The following is a 16,553-nucleotide window of genomic DNA, read 5'->3' on the forward strand; positions in this document are numbered from 1 at the left end:
GACGTGCGTGAATTATAGCCAGAGCGAGCGGCCGCCTGGTCGGCCCATTTGCACATGCAAAGCGCGCGCGAGGGTCGGACACTCCCCGCAGCATCACGCGAAGCCCGACCCCGATTCAAGCGACGACGCATTGCCCCTTGCTTTTCGTCACCTGATCACACAAGCCCCATGCGTTCCGCCATCTCCGCCTGCCAGACGCTTCGAGGCCGGAAACCAGGCAGGGTGCGCGCATGGCGCTCGACATCCGCCATCAGTTCGGCGTCCGGCCGGTCAAAGTCGACCGGCACACGCATCGGCTGGTCAACGTACCACGGCGTATCGATGAACAGTTCCAGCCGGTTGCCCTCCGGATCTCGTGCATAGATCGACACCGCATTACCGTGGGTCACGGGGCGGATCTCGTCGAGCCCCTCCGCCACAAACTTTTGGTGGAACTGCCTGAGCGTCGCAAGACTGTCCGCCTCCAGCGAAATCTGGTTGATCGGATTGAACGCCAGATGCGCCGGGCGCCCGCTCGCAAGCACGATCTGGTGGTGTACCGCCGGATCGCGACTCAGAAATACCAAGCGCACTTCGCCACTCGGCGTCTGCAACTTGCCACGATCCGTCACGGTGAACTCCAACACCCGCGAATAGAAATCCTCGACCCGCGCCATGTCGTTCACATAGAACCCCATGTGGCTCAACGAGAGACCCTGCCGCTTCTGCTTCATCCCTTCCATGCCTGTCTCCGATAGTGATAAACCCTAACGAAAAACACGTTGTGTCATTCGTTAAATCTAGTTTATTCTCAAAATACGATAAACACACTACTTTTTTACGGCGGTGTGCGGATCAAAACTACCGTTATTTATCATCGGAGCATCAATGAAACTCGTCAGCTTCTCCACCTCTCAGGGTCCTTCGTTCGGCGTGGTTCGCGACGACGTCATCTTCGACCTGGGCAAGCGCCTTGATGGGCGCTTCGCGGACCTCAAGGCGCTGATTGCCGCCGACGCCTTCAGGGAAGCGGCTCAGGCCATCGAGGGCGCGCAGGCCGACTACGCGCTCGCAGACGTGGCGCTGCTGCCGGTCATCCCCAATCCTGAGCAGATCTTCTGCGTCGGCCTGAATTACGCCGAGCACGTCAAGGAAACGCATCGCGAAGTGACCGAACAGCCCGTGATTTTCATGCGGCTACCCGCCTCCCAGGTCGGCCACGCTCGGCCGATGCTGCGCCCGCCCGAGTCTCAGCAGTTCGACTACGAGGGCGAGATCGCGGTCATCATCGGCCGCGGCGGACGGCGCATCGCCGAAGCCGACGCCTGGCAGCACATCGCGGGCTACGCCTGCTACAACGACGGCTCCGTGCGTGACTGGCAGCGTCACACGACGCAGTGGGGGCCGGGCAAGAACTTCTATCGCACCGGCGCGTTCGGGCCGTGGATGGTCACGCGCGACGAGATCACGCCAAACGCGCTGATGACGCTCGTCACCCGTCTGAATGGGCAGGAGGTGCAGCGGGCAACCACGGAGATGCTCATCCACGGTATCGCCAAGCAGATTGCCTATCTCTCGACGTTCACACCGCTTTTCGCCGGCGACGTGATCGTGACCGGCACGCCGGGCGGCGTGGGTGCAAAACGTAACCCGCCGCTGTTCATGAAGCCGGGCGACGTGGTCGAAGTGGAAGTGGATCGCATTGGCGTGCTGCGCAATTCGATTGCCGACGAAGCGTAAAGGTCGTGGCCGGGTGCGGCACGCCGCGCCCGGTGTCTGAACAGCGGGAAACGAACATGTCAAATCAAACTATTCCAACGCCTACATGCGACTACGACGTCGCGATCATCGGCCTCGGCCCCACCGGCGCCACATTGGGTAATCTGCTTGCGATCCAGGGGTTGCGGGTGCTGGTGCTGGAGCGCGACAAAGACATCTTTGCGCTGCCCCGCGCGGTGCATTTCGATGGCGAATGCATGCGCGTGTTCCAGACGATCGGGATTGCGGATGCGCTGCTCCCCAACCTGTTCGTGGGCCCGGGAATGAAGTTCGTGAACGCGCAAGGCCAATTGCTGATCGACTGGCCACGTCCGACCCACATTGGCCCTCACGGCTGGTGTGCCAGCTACAAATTCCACCAGCCCGATCTGGAGAATGCATTGCGCGAGCGCCTCGCGCAGCAACCCAACGTTGAAGTCCGTCTGCGTCATGAGGTGTTTTCCCTCGATGAGACAGCCGACGGCGTTCAAGTCCGCTTCGAGGACACGCGTTGCGGCAAACTGGGACGCGCCACCGCACGATATGTCGTCGGGTGCGACGGCGCGCGCTCCATTGCGCGGCGCTTCATGGGCACCGAGCTGACGGATCTGAAATCGCACGAACGCTGGGTCGTGGTAGACGTGATGCTCAATGCGCCACGGCCTGAACTGGGCGACGTCTCGATTCAGTATTGCGATCCGGCGCGGCCGACCACTTATACGCGAGGCCCGGGCAACCGTCGTCGTTGGGAAATCATGGTGATGCCTGGCGACGATTCGACGCAACTCACAACCCCGGAATGGCTGTGGGACAAGCTCGCTCGCTGGATCTCGCCGGCCGATGCACGGCTCGAGCGCTCAGCCGTCTACACGTTTCACTCCGTCGTTGCCAACGGGTGGCGTCGTGGCCGGTTGCTTCTGGCGGGAGACGCCGCGCATCAAACGCCGCCCTTCATGGGCCAAGGCATGGCCGCCGGTATTCGTGACGCGTCGAATCTCGCATGGAAATTGGGGGCCGTGCTTCGCGGTGAAGCCTGCGACACGCTTCTCGATACCTATGAATCGGAACGCTCGCCGCACGTACGCGAATTCATCGAGACCGCCGTCCAGCTCGGCGCGGTCATTCAGACCACTCATCCTGAGCTTGCGAACGCTCGCGACGACGAGATGGCCGCAGCGATCCGCAATTTCGTCACGCCGCAACCAAAGCTTGGGCCGGGGGAGTGGGTGGACGACCCGTCGGGCACCGCGGGACAGATTGCCCCGCAGCCTCGCCTGGACGACGGGCGGCGGCTTGACGACGTCGTCGGCTACCGATTCGCACTGGTTGCCTTACCGGAGTTGCTCAGCGAGTGCCCGGATCTGCCGGATCAGGCGGCCCGCGCGGATGTCGAACTGATCGCAAGCGACGATGCCTCGATCCGCGAGTGGTTCCGGTCAACCGGCGCCGTCGCCCAATTGGTGCGCCCCGACCGCTACGTATTCGGTGTCGCGCCTGACAGGCATGCCCTGGCACAGCTGCTTGAAGAGACACTGACTCATCGGCGCACGGCAAACGCCTGATCGGCCGCCATCGCGCACGCATACCCCTCGTTGGACAAAGAAGCCAACCCTTTCTGGAGACGTCATGGAGACAACCCGCAACCCTGTCGGCGAACTTGGCCACTCACCCTCCGCCGGCCTGACACGGTCCCAATGGAAGATGATCCTCATCGCGAGCCTGGGCGGCTCACTGGAGTTTTACGACTTCATTGTGTACGGCTTTTTTGCGCAGTACATCGCCGCGCAGTTCTTTCCGAACGCGTCGGCGCTGTTGAGCATGCTCGCCGCCTACTCCGTGCTGGCCATCGGCTATGTGATTCGACCGCTCGGCGGCATCGTGCTGAGTAGCTGGGGAGATCGTTATGGCCGCCGGCCGGTCTTTCTCGGCTCCATCGTTGTCGTGACCACCGCGACGATTTGCCTGGGTCTGCTGCCAAACTATGCGCACTGGGGGATCACCGCATCGATCCTGCTGATCGTCCTGCGCATGCTTCAGGGGTTCTGTGTCGGCGGGGAAATGCCCGGCGCCATTACGTACGCCGTGGAAGCCGCGCCGCATCGCGCCGGCCTGGCTGCCGGCGTCATCATCTGCGCGGTGAACGTGGGCGTGTTGCTTGCGACCATCGTCAATCTCGTCATCCAGAGTTCCCTGTCGAGCGCGGATGCCGCGGCGTATGGCTGGCGCGTCGCCTTTTTGTTCGGCGGCCTGTGCGGCATCGTGTCGTACTGGATGCGACGCAACCTCGACGAGTCGCCGGAGTTCAAGAAGATGCAAGGGGCCGTCATCAAGCAACCGTTTCGCGAAACGCTTCGGCACCACGGTAAATCGGTCGCCGCTGCCGCGCTTACGATCGCGGTCATGGCCGGTGTCAATGGCATCCTGTACGGACACATGCCGGCTTACCTCGTGCAACAACTTCACTATGCGCCCCGGACGGCGGCGATCGCCCAGAACGCCTATCTGATCGTCAGTTCGTTTGGCCTGCTCGCCGCGGGCTGGCTTGGCGACAAGGTGCCGCGCCGGTATCTTCTGCGTGCGTCGGCGTCGTTGCTGGTGGTATTGAGTTACCCGTTCTATTACGCGCTGGTCGGCCACACCGTGAATCTGGTGACCCTGTTCATCCTCGCGGGAGTGGTCTTCTCGCTCGCCAGCGGTACGTGGGCGTCCGTGCTTGCCGATCAGTTCCCGGTGCAGGTGAGGTTCAGCGGCATCGCACTTTCGTATAACGCCTCCGTCCTCGTCTTCAGCGGTTTCGCGCCGTTGCTGGCGACCATGCTGATCCGCGAGACCGGCTCACTGGCCGCACCGGCGTACTTCGTGATCGGCGCCTGCGCGATCGCGTTGCTCGCGAGCTTTGCCCTGCCCGCCAGCCAATCGACATCGCCACGCGCATTGCCGACGGACCGGCGCGGCGCCGAACCATCGCGCTGAACCTGCACCGCCGCACCGCCACGTGTACGGCGAAAGTCACTGATTGTGCCTTTCGCCGCCTGCACTCGCTCAGTCCGCGTGAGCCCGATCGAACGCCCACACTTCGGGGAAGCCCATCAACTCGCACATTTGCGAGAACGGATACAGGGCGTTGTCGATGCTCATCGTGCCCTTGCCGGCCTTGATCTGCGCGTACGCGTGCTCAAGGGCGCGCGCGGCGGCCAGGAAGCCCGTCGCCGGATAGATCGCGATGGAGAACCCGAGCGACTGCAATTGCGCCGGCGCCAACTGTGGTGTGCGTCCGCCCTCGACGATATTGCACAGCAACGGCACATCGAAGGATTTGCCGATCGTCTCCAGCTCCTCCACGCTCTCGGGCGACTCGATGAACAGGACATCGGCGCCCGCCTTCACATAGGCCTCGCCTCGGCGCAATGCCTCGTCCAATCCGAGCGACGTGCGGGCATCGGTACGCGCCACGATCTGGAAGTTCGCGTCGTCGCGCGTCTGCGCCGCGACCTGGATCTTCTTGACCATATCGCCGGCCGGAATCACGCGGCGACCCGGCGTGTGGCCGCACTTCTTCGGAAATTCCTGGTCTTCAAGCTGAATCCCTGCCGCCCCCGCCCGCTCGTAGCCACGCACTGTGTGCATGACATTGAGCAATCCACCGTAACCGGTGTCGCCATCGCAGATCAACGGCGTGCGGCTGTTGCCGCAGAACGCCGTCACACGATTGACCATGTCGGTATAGGTTGCCAGGCCGGCATCGGGCACGCCCAGATACGAGGCCACCGTACCGAAACCGGTCATGTAGAGGCAGTCGAACTGCATCGCGTCAGCCATGGCGACCGAGATCATGTCGTAAATCCCCGGCGCGACCACAATGTCTTGCCGAGCCAGTTTCGCTTTGAGTTGACTACGTTTTTCTTGGGCGTTCATCACAATTCCAATAAGTCGGTGAAGCAAGATTTCCGACGCGCGGGGCGCTCGACCCACGCGTCGTTTCGAATCCGGACGCCATATTGCGCCAGACGTCAGCGTTGCGATTTCCCAGAGAATTCCGACTCGCCGAGACCGGCCGTTCCAAGCCCGCCCGCGTTCGGTGCGATGTCCTCCAACGAGCGGCGGTTGGTCTCGATGCCGAACAGCGCAAGCACGATCGACATGGCCGCCAGCACGCACGCAATCGTCGTGAGAACCTGCTGGATGCCGCCGGACGCGTAGAGTGCGACGACCATCTGCGGCGCGAGAATCCCGGCGATCCGGCCGGCACAGCCCGCCACACCATTGCCGCGCATGCGGTTCTCCGTCGCGAACAGTTCGGGGCAATAGGTTGCAATGCCGAGCGCGACCATCAGATAGGTCAGCGTGAACAGCAGGAAGCCGAGCGCGGTCGCCATCTCCACGCTGCTCGAGTGGCCATAGGCCCATCCCACCACCGCCGCGAGTGCCGACACCGCGATCATGCCGTTCTTGCGACCGATCCGGTCGGCCACGAGCACGCCCACCAGCGCGCCCGCCGGACCGCCGAGCGACATCAACGTGGTGTAGCCGAGCGACGACGCCATGCCGATCCCCTGCTTCATCAGGAACGTCGGCACCCAGACAATGAAACCGTAGATCACCACGTTGACACCGATCTGCACGCAGATCGCCACCACCGTTCGACGAATCTGCGAAGGTGTAAACAAGTCCAGCAGCGTGGTGGGTCGCGTGACGACCGGTGGCATCTGGCGCACCGGGGGCAATACGCCGCCGCGCGCGGACTCGGCTTCGGCCGCACGCAGGATCGCGTCGGCCTCGTCGAAACGTCCCTTCGATTCCAGCCAGCGCGGCGACTCGGGCATCTTGGCGCGCACGAACCACATGACCAACGCGCCCACGCCCACGATCGCGAACATCGCGCGCCAGCCCATCGAGGGAATGATCAGATAACCGAGGAACGTCGAGAAGAACAACGCCGAATTCGTGATCAGCGACAGGTAGGCCGACCACTTGCCGCGCACCGCGGGCGGCACGAATTCACCGAGCGAGCCGTAGCCAACCACGATCTCAGCGCCAAGCCCAAGCCCCATGAAGAAGCGACAGACGATCAGCCACGTCATGTTGGGCGCGAATGCACCGGCGAGCGACGCCAGACCAAAGATCGCCAGGTTGAACTGATAGGTGAACTTGCGTCCCTTGCGGTCACCCAGCACACCCGCCGTCAACGCGCCGAGCAGCATGCCGACGAAGGTCGCCGACAGAAACGTGGCGTTGAGCTGCATCGTCGACCATCCGCTCTTGGCCAGGGCCCCCAGCACGCCGCCAGCCAGATAGATGTCGAACGAATCGAGGAACATGCCGCCCCCGATCAGCCACAGGATCCGGCGATGGAACCCAGAAATGGGCAGCCGGTCCAGCCGGGGCCCCGCGTTTATCGAACTCAACATGCGCTGTCTCCTCCGTCGTTATCGACGTGATGTTTTCGGGTACTGCTGATGGAACAGGCTAATCCCCTGCCAATGCGGGCGCGACGGTGTCGCCCGCCGGCGTGCGTGACGCACGGCCCAGCACCACGCTCTGCGCCGCAGCGATATGGCAGCGCACGATCGCCTCGGCCCAGACGCCGTTGCGCTGTGCAAACGCGTCGACAATTTCGAGGTGCTGTCGTGCGCTGCGCTCGCGGTCTTCGGGGTTGTAGGTGTCGAACGTCCACTTGACGAGTGGCGTCTCTTTCATCGATTTGAGAGAGCGGTCGAGGCGGCCGTTGCCAGCGCCGCCGCTGATGATCGCGTGGAAGGCATCGTTAAGCGCAAACCAGCGTTCGGTCAGCGCCGCCGTCGGCGGCTCGCGCGCAATGTCGAACATCGTCACGGCCAGTTCGCGCAGCCGAGCGACATCGTCGTCGGTCGCCCGTTGCGCCGCACGCCCCGCCAGATACGGCTCGATCAGCAACCGAGCCTCGAAAATCTCGCGCGCGTCCTGCTCGGTCCACGCCCGCACACGTACGCCATAGTTGGGCACCGCTTCGACCCAGCCCTCCGCATCAAGCCGGCGCAAGGCCTCGCGCACCGGCGTGCGGCTCACGCCGAAGCGCTCCGCCAGTTGGGTCTCACGCAGATACTGCCCCGCGGCGTACTCATGTTCGGCCAGCGAGGTCTTGATGGCCAGGTAGACATCGGCCGAGGACAGGGTGAGCGGCGTAGACGACATTGTATGCAATGTTTTAATATTTACGAGATTGCCCACTAATATTAGGCGAATTTTGTAAACATTGTATGCAATGTTGCGAATCGCTGGATCGGTAATTCCCCCTAGACAGGCCCACGGGGCGACAACGATGGCTTCGCTGCGCCCTTTTCAGGTTCCCGCGCCGCCGCGGACGCGGCGGCACGCGATGGCGACGCCGTTCAGCCCTTTGGGCGACGCAAATCGAACATCGGTCCGATCTCTGCATAGTCGCCGAGATAACCCGCGCGCATCACCGGATGCGCCTTCGCCGTATCGAAGATGCCGTCTTCGCGCAGATACTCGCGGCGGATGTGCACGCCGACGACCTGCCCCAGGGCGAGCCAGTTGTCCATCGGCTTGCCGTCGAGATTGTGCAGGCGCACGATCTGCAGCAACTTGCATTCGAGCGAGGCGGGCGACTCGGCCACATGCGGTACGTCCACATTGACGCCGGCGGCCTTCGTCAGCCCTGCCAGTTCGAACTCGTCGACGTCGTGCGGCACGGGGGCCGACGTCCGGTTCATCTGCGTGACGAGCGACTTGCTCGTGAAATTCCAGACGAACTCACGCGTGGCTTCGATGTTGGCAATCGAGTCTTTGTAGCCCTCGCTGCAGAACCCGACGATCGGCGGGAACGTCGCAAAAGCGCCGAAGAAGCTGTAGGGCGCGAGGTTGACCCGGCCGTGCGCGTCGCTGCTGGAGATCCAGCCGATGACGCGCGGCGCGACAATCGCCTTGAACGGATCGTGAGACAGACCGTGACCCTTGGCCGGGTCATAGAAGTGAACGTCGTTGGACATGAGGCAGTGAAGATCCACGTGAATGAATGTCCCACACGATATCGCATTGCCACAGACCGCAGGTCAACAGCCATCCAAACATTCACCAGGCGAAACAATCATTCCGACAGTCAAAACACTCCACGCTTCAGGCAACCGCCTCACCTACGCCCCGAATGCCGCATGAATAAAGGTTTGCGGCGCCGCCCGGGCGGTCTCCGGCGAGATTCACCGATTTATGCGACGATTGCCCGTGTTGCGTCGCGCAAGGCGACGCGTTTTTCATTGCACGCGCCACCACCGCGCAGACAGACCATGCCCGCCACACTCAAGATCGATTTTGTCTCCGATGTCGCCTGTCCCTGGTGCGCCATCGGCCTCGCCTCATTGAAGACGGCCCTCGGCCGTCTGGGCAACGAGGTCGACGCCGACCTACATTTCAGCCCCTTCGAACTCAATCCCGACATGCCGGTCGACGGCGTTCCGCTCGCCGATTACATGTCGCGCAAGTACGGCCTGTCGCCGGAACAGTTGGCACAGAATCAGGCCAACATTGGCGCGCGAGCGGCGGCCGAAGGGTTCCCGATGCGCATGGACCTGCGCACGCACGCCTACAACACGTTCGACGCGCATCGTCTGCTGCACTGGGCACAGACCGTCGGCAACGACACGCAGCTCGCCCTGAAGGAAGCGCTGTTGCGCGCCTACTTCGTCGAGGGCAAGCGCACGAGCGACCCGGAAGTGCTCGTCGACGCCGCGCGGCAAGCCGGCCTCGACACGGCGCGTGCGCGCGAGATCCTTGCCTCCGACGAGTATGCGGAGCAGGTGCGCGCGCTTGAGCGCCACTACCAGAATCTCGGCATCCAGTCGGTGCCGGCGATCATCTTCAACAACCGGCATCTCGTGAGCGGCGGACAACCGCCGGAAGTGTTCGAACAGGCCATTCGTCAGATTCTGGCCGAGGGCTGATCCGTCATGTCGTCCCTGCCCCCGATCGCCGATACCGCGGCGGCCAGCGCCCCAGCGGCGGCGCACACGCACGAGCCGCCCGCCACCGGGCGCGGACTCGCCATGACGGCGATTCTGCTCGCCGTCTCGCTCGCCAGTCTCGACACGGCGATCGCCAACACGGCCCTGCCGCAGATGGCACTCGATCTGAAAACGACGCCGTCGGCATCGGTCTGGATCGTGAACGCGTACCAATTGGCGATGGTGGCGACCCTGCTTCCGTTCGCTTCGCTCGGCGAGCGCGTCGGGCACAAACGCGTCTTCATGTCGGGTGTGGCGGTGTTTCTCGTGGCGTCGCTGCTGTGTGCCCTGTCGCCGACGCTCGGCTTTCTCGCAGGCGCTCGCGTCTTGCAGGGCGTGGGGGCCGCTGCGGTCATGAGCGTGAACATCGCGCTTATCCGGTTCCTGTATCCGGCGCATCAACTTGGGCGCGGTGTGGGCCTGAACGCGCTGATCGTCGGTATTTCGTTCGCCATCGGGCCAACGTTGGCGTCGCTCGTCCTCGCGTTCGGGAGCTGGCCGTGGCTGTTCCTGATCAACGTGCCGACGGCGTTGCTGGCGCTGGCGTTCTCGCGCCGCAACCTGCCCGACACACCGCGCAGCGCGCACAAGCCGGACATGATCGCCGCGTTGCTCAATGTGGCAACGTTTGCGCTGCTGATCTTTGCGCTGAGTCAGAGTGCTCAACGGGCCGATTGGCGTCTGACGGTGACGTGCTTCGTGGGCGCGATTGTGTTTGGCTGGGCCTTGATTCGCCGTGAGCGTGGCCATCGCGCGCCGATGCTGCCAGTCGACTTGCTGCGTCTGCCCGCCTTTGCGCTCTCTACGCTCACGGCCATCTGTGCGTTTGCGACGCAGGGGCTGGGACTCGTGTCGTTACCGTTCTATTTCGAGAACGTGCTGCATCGCAGTCCTATCGAGACAGGCTTTCTGATGACGCCCTGGCCGTTTTTCGTGGCCGCGATTGCGCCCTTGGCGGGACGTCTGTCCGACCGTTACCCGCCCGGCGCGCTGGGCGCGATTGGCTTGGCGATGCTGAGCGCGGGCATGGGGTTGCTGGCGATCATGCCCGAACACGCGCAGCTGTGGGATATCGGCTGGCGGATGGCGTTGTGCGGACTGGGGTTTGGTTTCTTCCAGTCGCCGAATCTGAAGGCGTTCATGCACAGCGCACCGCCGGAGCGCAGTGGCGGGGCAAGCGGCATGGTGGGAACGTCGCGACTGCTGGGGCAAGCGACGGGCGCTGCACTCGTGGCCCTGGCGTTGGGCATCGCAGGCGCCCAAGGTTCGTTGTGGGCGTTGGCGTGGGGTGCGGCATTCTCGGCCGCAGGCTGTCTTGCGAGCGGGTTGCGCTTGGTGCGCAGTCGGGCTTGATCGCGCACAGGGGAAACACGCCAGGGAACCGACGTGTTCCCCCAAGGCGATTCAGGAGGACGATTCGGTGACGCGTCGTTTGACCTTGATGTCCGCCACCGGGATCACCGCGGCCACCGCATCCCCGAGCAAGCGACGCAACTCGGTGGGTTGGCCGACCAGATCGGCCAACGTGTAGCGGTCGAGCACCGCAAAATAGGTGCGCAACGCCTCGCCCAGCACGCCGCGCAGGTTGCACGCCGACGTGATGACACAGGCGTTATCGCCTTGGTGGAAGCACTCGACCATCGCGAAGTCGGGCTCCATCGCCCGCACCACTTCGCCAAGCCCGATGCGCTCCGGTGCGCGTCCCAGTCGAATCCCGCCCGAGCGCCCGCGCACCGTGTGCAAGTAGCCCAGTTGGCCGAGCTTCTGCACGATCTTCACGAGGTGGTTCTTGGGGATGTCGAACGCATCGGCCACGGCCTGCACGTGCACCAACTCGTCGGGGTGAACCGCGACGTAGATCAGAGTGCGCAAACTGTAATCGGTGTGGTCGGTGAGTCGCATTCGACGGGGAAGCGCTGCAGGAACGGGGCAGGCGGCACCGGGTGCCGCCTGCAACTATCGCGAACCAGTTTAACATGGCTTTCATAGGCATCTTATGCTGCGCCGAACCCATGCGCCGCCGGTATGCCTCGACTCGCCAAGGGTTCGCCTTACCAGCGCACGGTCATCCCGCCCATCCAGGAATAGTCATACGTCTGCGGATTGAGGCCGCGTCGATAGCCGACGTCCAGATCCAGCCACGACTTCGGGCTGTAGATCGCACCGAGAATCATGAACGCCGGGTGCGTCCGCTGCGTGAAGTCGGGGTTCTGCGAAGCGCCCACATCCAGAATGAGCTGCGTTGTCGGCAACACGCGATACAGCACCGCCCCTGAGACCTTCCACAATGACTGGCGATCGCCTTGACGGTTCGGCTGATAAGCGGCCCCGGCGTTGAACAGAAACGTCCATTTGTCGATCTCGTATTGCGTGAGCAAGGTCGCCCCGGCGTTCACCCGACCGCTGCCAAGCCCGCGCTGGTCGTTACCCGTAGGGAAACTCAGGTACGGCTTGAGGCCGATGCTGAACGCCCCGTCGTCGTACATCCGCCACTTGGCGCCCGTCTCCACATCGCCAACACCATTGCCGGCGGCGTCCGAGCGGTTTTGAAGGTGCGTATAGGGCACGTCGACATACAGATCGAGCGTCTCTCCCACCCCTCGGGTGAGCGTGCTGTTCCAGAGCGTCTGGCGGCCGATTTCCGGCTGCTTCGACGTCACTTCGCCATTGGTCTCGAACTGCCAGTTGCCGTCGCCCTGTGTGCCGGTATCGTCGGACACCAGCGGATGGGCGGCGAAGGCGCTGAGCGGACAGAGCAGCGCCAGAGACATCAGTTGCTTCTTCATGAGTCGTTCTCTTGCTTACGTGTGCCGCCCCGGCGCGGCGAGCGGCGGGGCGAGCGTGTGTGTGTGATTGTCAGCTCCCGCCCGGCCGGGCGGGAGCGTTGTATGAAATCAATGGCGGTAACGATTCGGCCGTCTCGGCTGACGCGGCCGATACCCGATCAGAACCAGCGGCCAAAGCGGCGGATGTAGATCGTCTTCACCACTTGGGCGAGAGCGATGTAGCCGAGCATGGTCGCAGCCAGCCAGTAGAAGTACGTCCCCGGCAGGGCCACGAAGCCCAGCGCTTCGGCAAAGGGCGAGTAAGGCAGCCAGCAGGCCAGCGCGATCGCCACCGTCGTCGACAGCATGATCGGCAGCGCCGGCGTGCTTTGCAGGAACGGGATCTTCTGCGTGCGCAGCAAGTGAACGACCAGCGTCTGCGACACCAGCCCTTCGACGAACCAGCCCGAGTTCATGATGACCTGCCCCGCATCGCCGCCATGCGCGTGATACAGCGCGCCCGCACCGAACACCGTCCACATCAGCGCATAGGTCGTGATATCGAACACCGACGAGGTCGGTCCGAGCCACAGCATGAAGCGCCGGATGTTGCCCGCGTCCCACTTGCGCGGCTTCTTGAGGAATTCCGGATCCATGCGATCCCATGGCAGGAACATTTGCGAGATGTCGTACACGAGGTTCTGCACGAGCAATTGCATCGCGAGCATCGGCTGCCACGGCAGGAATGCGCTCGCCACCAGCACCGAGAACACGTTGCCGAAGTTCGAGCTGGCCGTCATGTTCAGGTACTTGAGGATGTTGCCGAAGGTCTCGCGGCCCTTGATGACGCCCTCCTCCAGCACCATCAGGCTCTTTTCGAGCAGGATGATGTCTGCGGTTTCCTTGGCGATATCGGCACCGGTATCCACCGAGATGCCGACGTCGGCATCGCGCAGGGCGGGGGCGTCGTTGATGCCGTCGCCCAGGAAGCCCACCGTGTGACCGTTGGCCTGCAAGGCCTTGACCACGCGCGCCTTGTGCAGCGGCGCGAGCTTGGCGAACACAGTCGTGCGACCGACCGCCTCGCGCAGCGTGGCGTCGTCCATCGGTTCGATGTCCGTGCCGAGCAGCGGCGTGCCGGGTTCCAGGCCGACCTGACGGCACACGTTGATCGTGACGATCGGGTTGTCGCCGGTCAGCACCTTTACCGTCACGCCATGCTCGCGCAAGGCGGCGATGGCCGGGGCGGCCGAGTCCTTGGGCGGATCGAGGAAGGTCAGAAAGCCGCAGACCGTCAGTCCCGCTTCGTCGGACGTTTTGTACTGCGTCTTCGTCTCGCCTGCCGGGATGTCGCGCGTCGCCACGACGAGCACGCGGAACCCGTCGGCGTTGTATGCCTCGGCGCGCGCCAGCAGGATGGCACGAGCCGCATCGTCGAGCGCGCGCACGCCCTGGGGGGTCTGCACGTGCGTGGAGACGGACAGCATCTCCTCGACGGCGCCCTTGGTAATCATCAGGTGCTCGCCGTGCGCGTCGGCCACCACCACCGACAGGCGCCGGCGCACAAAGTCGAACGGCAATTCGTCGATCTTGGCGAAGTCGCGCGGTTGCACCGCCTCGCCGATCTCGTTGGCACGGCGGATGATCGCGACATCGATCAGGTTGCGCTGGCCACTCTGGTGATAGCTGTTGAGCCAGCCCAGACGCAACACGTCTTCGCGCTCGTCGCCCGCCACATCGAGATGTTGTTCGAGAATGATGCGGTCCTGCGTGAGCGTGCCAGTCTTGTCGGTGCACAGCACGTCCATGGCACCGAAGTTCTGCACCGAGTTCAGGCGCTTGACGACCACCTTGCGGCGCGACATCGCCATGGCGCCGCGCGCCAGGTTGGCGCTCACGATCATCGGCAGCATTTCCGGCGTCAGACCGACGGCCACGGCCAGCGCGAACGTCAGCGCGCTCACCCAGTCGCCCTTGGTCAGACCGTTGATCATGAAGACGACCGGCACCATCACCAGCATGAAGCGAATGAGCAGCCAGCTCACGCTATTCACGCCGCGATCGAAGCTCGTCTCGACCCGCTTGTGACTCACTACGTTCGTTGCCAGCGCGCCGAAATACGTGTCGCCCGCCGTGGCGACGACCACGCCGGTGGCCGTGCCGCTGACCACGTTTGTGCCCATGAAGCAGATATTGGACAGATCGAGCAGGTTCGCATTGCCCTGCCCGGCCGTCGTCTCGGCGGACTTTTGCGCGACGGCACCCAGCGTGTCGTACTTCTCGACGGGCAGCGCTTCGCCCGTGAGGACCGCCTGACTGATGAACAGGTCGCGCGATTCGATCAAACGCAGGTCGGCCGGGATCATGTCGCCCGCCTGGAGCGTCACGATGTCGCCCACGACCAGCTCGCGCATGGCGACCTCGTGACGCTCCGGCTCGCCCGTCGCCGTCACACGGCGGCGAACGCTGGCCGTGGTGCGCACCATCGCCTTGAGCTTCTCGGCCGCGCGCAGCGACCGGAACTCGGAGAAAAAGCGCAACAGGCCGCTGATCGTCACCATCGTGAGCAGGATGGAGATGCCCATGTAGTCTTCATCGCCCGGATCGGCGAAGTAGACGTCGGTGAAATAGCTGACGGTGGCGAGCGCCAGCAGGACCATCACGAAGGGGTTCTTGAAGGCGCCGAACAATTGCACCGCCCAGTGCGGCGGCTTGTCGTGCGCGATTTCGTTAGGGCCGTAGCGTGTCTGGCGCTGACCGACGTCGGCGAGCGTGAGACCTTTCAGGTCGCTGTCGAGGGTGTGCAGGACGTCCTGCAGCGGTTCATTGGCGAGCCGGGCAACGACGTCGGGGCCGACGGGCGGCAGGTCTGAGGATGTCGAGCGTTCGACGAAGCCGCGCTGCTTGCGGCGCGAGTGAAGCTGCTTGTTCATGACGAATTCCTGGCGCGGCTTACGCGGGTATGGCGGCCGGCCGGTCTCGTCAGGCGCTACCGGAGGTCATGTCTCCGAAAAAAACGCGCGAACGTATCCAGCCGCGCCGCGCGGCGCGCGGTCGGTGATGGTGAAAAGATTTGTGGATCGCCCGTCGGAACCCCACGTGCCAAGCACAGGGTCCCGACGGGCCTCATTCGACTACTTCCATCTTCCATATTGGACTCCTTACATTTTTATTTTCGGTACACCGGCAGGCACTGGCGCTCTGTCTGGCAAGAAACACCGTTGCGACAGGGACGACGGAATCAGCCGTGTGTGGACCTGGCGCCAGCGCTCGCGTGTCGGGCGGCATCGTCGGACCAGTACACGCGGCGCACGCTGCGCTCGCCGGACAGGCGCATGACGAGCGAAGTGAGCGACGCGCGCGAAGCGGCCGGACAGTCGAGCGTGACGGTGGCCGAGGCTTCGTCGCGATCGCTCCAGCGTGTGATGCTGACGCGCGTGGCACGCAGGCCGAGGGCAGTGAGATCGATGAACATCTGCTTGCGCAATGCCCCAAGGGCATCGGCCAGGCAGACGATGGTCAGACGCGACACCGGGGTGGGGAGCGTCGGCGGGCTCTGGAAAGCCTGAAAAGTTTGCAACGTTTGAATAGCGCGCATGATTTCCTCGCATGGCTGCGAATCGTCCTTACCGCGCACGGCACGGACGGCCGGCCGGTGCGGGCGCTCCGTTGCGATGCCAAACGCATGCGCAAGACGACAACGCCCCTCACGGGCACAACAGTGAAATTTCTGCGGGAATTGCGCCGGAGCGGTCACGCTCAAGACGAGCGTTCGGTGGCGCTAGACACCGCATCCTGCATGAGGACGCGGCACAGGGAATGGCTGTGGATCCTCAGGCAATCAGTCGATCAAAGGTCGACTACTACTGGCATCGGAATTCACGGACAAACCCCTTAAGTGGAAGACAGGGCGGATGGTAACTGCTGCCAAATTGCAACGTCAAGTACAAATTGCTGCGCCGCACACGAGATGGGAATTTGCCCATAACGCTCGGCGTTTCCTTCGAAGTGAAGCGCGCGACGGGCCCGCCACAGATCAGGCGTTTCGGCCGAC

Annotated in this window: 14 protein-coding genes; 5 read left to right on the top strand and 9 right to left on the bottom strand. The window is 63.6% G+C overall.

From position 1 onward, the window contains the following. Positions 1 to 155: 155 nt before the first annotated feature. Positions 156 to 722 (bottom strand): VOC family protein, encoded by a 567-nt coding sequence (locus tag PanNE5_RS22380; RefSeq protein ID WP_150564200.1) that lies wholly within the window; start codon positions 720 to 722, stop codon positions 156 to 158. 145 nt (positions 723 to 867) lie between these two features. On the opposite strand from PanNE5_RS22380, the gene PanNE5_RS22385 reads away from it, so the two are divergent. From PanNE5_RS22385 to PanNE5_RS22395, 3 genes are all read left to right on the top strand, one after another. Next, the gene (locus tag PanNE5_RS22385) at positions 868 to 1,719 is read left to right on the top strand and encodes a fumarylacetoacetate hydrolase family protein (RefSeq protein ID WP_261938837.1); all 852 of its coding nucleotides are present in this window, start codon (positions 868 to 870) and stop codon (positions 1,717 to 1,719) included. Between the two features lie 56 nt (positions 1,720 to 1,775). Further along, the gene (locus PanNE5_RS22390; protein ID WP_261938838.1) at positions 1,776 to 3,299 is read left to right on the top strand and encodes a bifunctional 3-(3-hydroxy-phenyl)propionate/3-hydroxycinnamic acid hydroxylase; all 1,524 of its coding nucleotides are present in this window, start codon (positions 1,776 to 1,778) and stop codon (positions 3,297 to 3,299) included. Between the two features lie 64 nt (positions 3,300 to 3,363). Beyond that, a complete protein-coding gene (locus PanNE5_RS22395) occupies positions 3,364 to 4,710 on the top strand; it encodes an MFS transporter (protein WP_261938839.1) in 1,347 nt (448 codons plus the stop codon). Positions 4,711 to 4,779: 69 nt separating this feature from the next. Here PanNE5_RS22395 and PanNE5_RS22400 read toward each other — a convergent pair whose 3' ends face one another. The 4 genes from PanNE5_RS22400 to PanNE5_RS22415 all read right to left on the bottom strand — a co-directional run bounded on the left by PanNE5_RS22400 (position 4,780) and on the right by PanNE5_RS22415 (position 8,726). Beyond that, on the bottom strand, positions 4,780 to 5,652 hold the full coding sequence (locus tag PanNE5_RS22400; protein WP_261938840.1) for an oxaloacetate decarboxylase: 873 nt from the start codon (positions 5,650 to 5,652) through the stop codon (positions 4,780 to 4,782). 95 nt (positions 5,653 to 5,747) lie between these two features. Continuing rightward, positions 5,748 to 7,145: an MFS transporter gene (locus PanNE5_RS22405; protein WP_017232403.1), complete on the bottom strand. Its 1,398-nt coding sequence runs from the start codon at positions 7,143 to 7,145 to the stop codon at positions 5,748 to 5,750. Positions 7,146 to 7,203: 58 nt separating this feature from the next. After that, entirely contained in the window at positions 7,204 to 7,908 is a 705-nt protein-coding gene (locus PanNE5_RS22410; protein WP_261938841.1) for a GntR family transcriptional regulator, read from the bottom strand. A 197-nt stretch (positions 7,909 to 8,105) separates the two neighbouring features. Next, entirely contained in the window at positions 8,106 to 8,726 is a 621-nt protein-coding gene (locus tag PanNE5_RS22415; protein ID WP_261938842.1) for a flavin reductase family protein, read from the bottom strand. Between the two features lie 294 nt (positions 8,727 to 9,020). On the opposite strand from PanNE5_RS22415, the gene PanNE5_RS22420 reads away from it, so the two are divergent. Beyond that, complete coding sequence (locus PanNE5_RS22420) at positions 9,021 to 9,674, top strand: DsbA family oxidoreductase (RefSeq protein ID WP_261938843.1); 654 nt, start codon at positions 9,021 to 9,023, stop codon at positions 9,672 to 9,674. Positions 9,675 to 9,680: 6 nt separating this feature from the next. After that, positions 9,681 to 11,087 (top strand): MFS transporter, encoded by a 1,407-nt coding sequence (locus PanNE5_RS22425; protein WP_017232407.1) that lies wholly within the window; start codon positions 9,681 to 9,683, stop codon positions 11,085 to 11,087. Between the two features lie 51 nt (positions 11,088 to 11,138). On the opposite strand, the gene PanNE5_RS22430 is transcribed toward PanNE5_RS22425, so the two are convergent. The 4 genes from PanNE5_RS22430 to PanNE5_RS22445 all read right to left on the bottom strand — a co-directional run bounded on the left by PanNE5_RS22430 (position 11,139) and on the right by PanNE5_RS22445 (position 16,097). After that, positions 11,139 to 11,636: an Rrf2 family transcriptional regulator gene (locus PanNE5_RS22430; RefSeq protein ID WP_017232408.1), complete on the bottom strand. Its 498-nt coding sequence runs from the start codon at positions 11,634 to 11,636 to the stop codon at positions 11,139 to 11,141. Positions 11,637 to 11,785: 149 nt separating this feature from the next. Continuing rightward, positions 11,786 to 12,520, bottom strand: a complete 735-nt coding sequence (locus PanNE5_RS22435; RefSeq protein ID WP_150564183.1) for a transporter — start codon at positions 12,518 to 12,520, stop codon at positions 11,786 to 11,788. 158 nt (positions 12,521 to 12,678) lie between these two features. Next, positions 12,679 to 15,432, bottom strand: coding sequence for a magnesium-translocating P-type ATPase (gene mgtA / locus PanNE5_RS22440; RefSeq protein ID WP_261938844.1), 2,754 nt, complete (start codon positions 15,430 to 15,432; stop codon positions 12,679 to 12,681). 308 nt (positions 15,433 to 15,740) lie between these two features. Beyond that, complete coding sequence (locus PanNE5_RS22445) at positions 15,741 to 16,097, bottom strand: hypothetical protein (RefSeq protein ID WP_150564181.1); 357 nt, start codon at positions 16,095 to 16,097, stop codon at positions 15,741 to 15,743. Positions 16,098 to 16,553: the final 456 nt, after the last annotated feature.

The organism is Pandoraea sp. NE5, assembly GCF_024363545.1.
Classification (GTDB): domain Bacteria; phylum Pseudomonadota; class Gammaproteobacteria; order Burkholderiales; family Burkholderiaceae; genus Pandoraea; species Pandoraea cepalis.

Excerpts from the sequence above, each read along its gene's own strand:
- PanNE5_RS22380 (WP_150564200.1), bottom strand. The coding sequence starts at position 722 with ATGGAAGGGATGAAGCAGAAGCGGCAGGGTCTCTCGTTGAGCCACATG.
- PanNE5_RS22385 (WP_261938837.1), top strand. The coding sequence starts at position 868 with ATGAAACTCGTCAGCTTCTCCACCTCTCAGGGTCCTTCGTTCGGCGTG.
- PanNE5_RS22390 (WP_261938838.1), top strand. The coding sequence starts at position 1,776 with ATGTCAAATCAAACTATTCCAACGCCTACATGCGACTACGACGTCGCG.
- PanNE5_RS22395 (WP_261938839.1), top strand. The coding sequence starts at position 3,364 with ATGGAGACAACCCGCAACCCTGTCGGCGAACTTGGCCACTCACCCTCC.
- PanNE5_RS22400 (WP_261938840.1), bottom strand. The coding sequence starts at position 5,652 with ATGAACGCCCAAGAAAAACGTAGTCAACTCAAAGCGAAACTGGCTCGG.
- PanNE5_RS22405 (WP_017232403.1), bottom strand. The coding sequence starts at position 7,145 with ATGTTGAGTTCGATAAACGCGGGGCCCCGGCTGGACCGGCTGCCCATT.
- PanNE5_RS22410 (WP_261938841.1), bottom strand. The coding sequence starts at position 7,908 with ATGTCGTCTACGCCGCTCACCCTGTCCTCGGCCGATGTCTACCTGGCC.
- PanNE5_RS22415 (WP_261938842.1), bottom strand. The coding sequence starts at position 8,726 with ATGTCCAACGACGTTCACTTCTATGACCCGGCCAAGGGTCACGGTCTG.
- PanNE5_RS22420 (WP_261938843.1), top strand. The coding sequence starts at position 9,021 with ATGCCCGCCACACTCAAGATCGATTTTGTCTCCGATGTCGCCTGTCCC.
- PanNE5_RS22425 (WP_017232407.1), top strand. The coding sequence starts at position 9,681 with ATGTCGTCCCTGCCCCCGATCGCCGATACCGCGGCGGCCAGCGCCCCA.
- PanNE5_RS22430 (WP_017232408.1), bottom strand. The coding sequence starts at position 11,636 with ATGCGACTCACCGACCACACCGATTACAGTTTGCGCACTCTGATCTAC.
- PanNE5_RS22435 (WP_150564183.1), bottom strand. The coding sequence starts at position 12,520 with ATGAAGAAGCAACTGATGTCTCTGGCGCTGCTCTGTCCGCTCAGCGCC.
- mgtA (WP_261938844.1), bottom strand. The coding sequence starts at position 15,432 with ATGAACAAGCAGCTTCACTCGCGCCGCAAGCAGCGCGGCTTCGTCGAA.
- PanNE5_RS22445 (WP_150564181.1), bottom strand. The coding sequence starts at position 16,097 with ATGCGCGCTATTCAAACGTTGCAAACTTTTCAGGCTTTCCAGAGCCCG.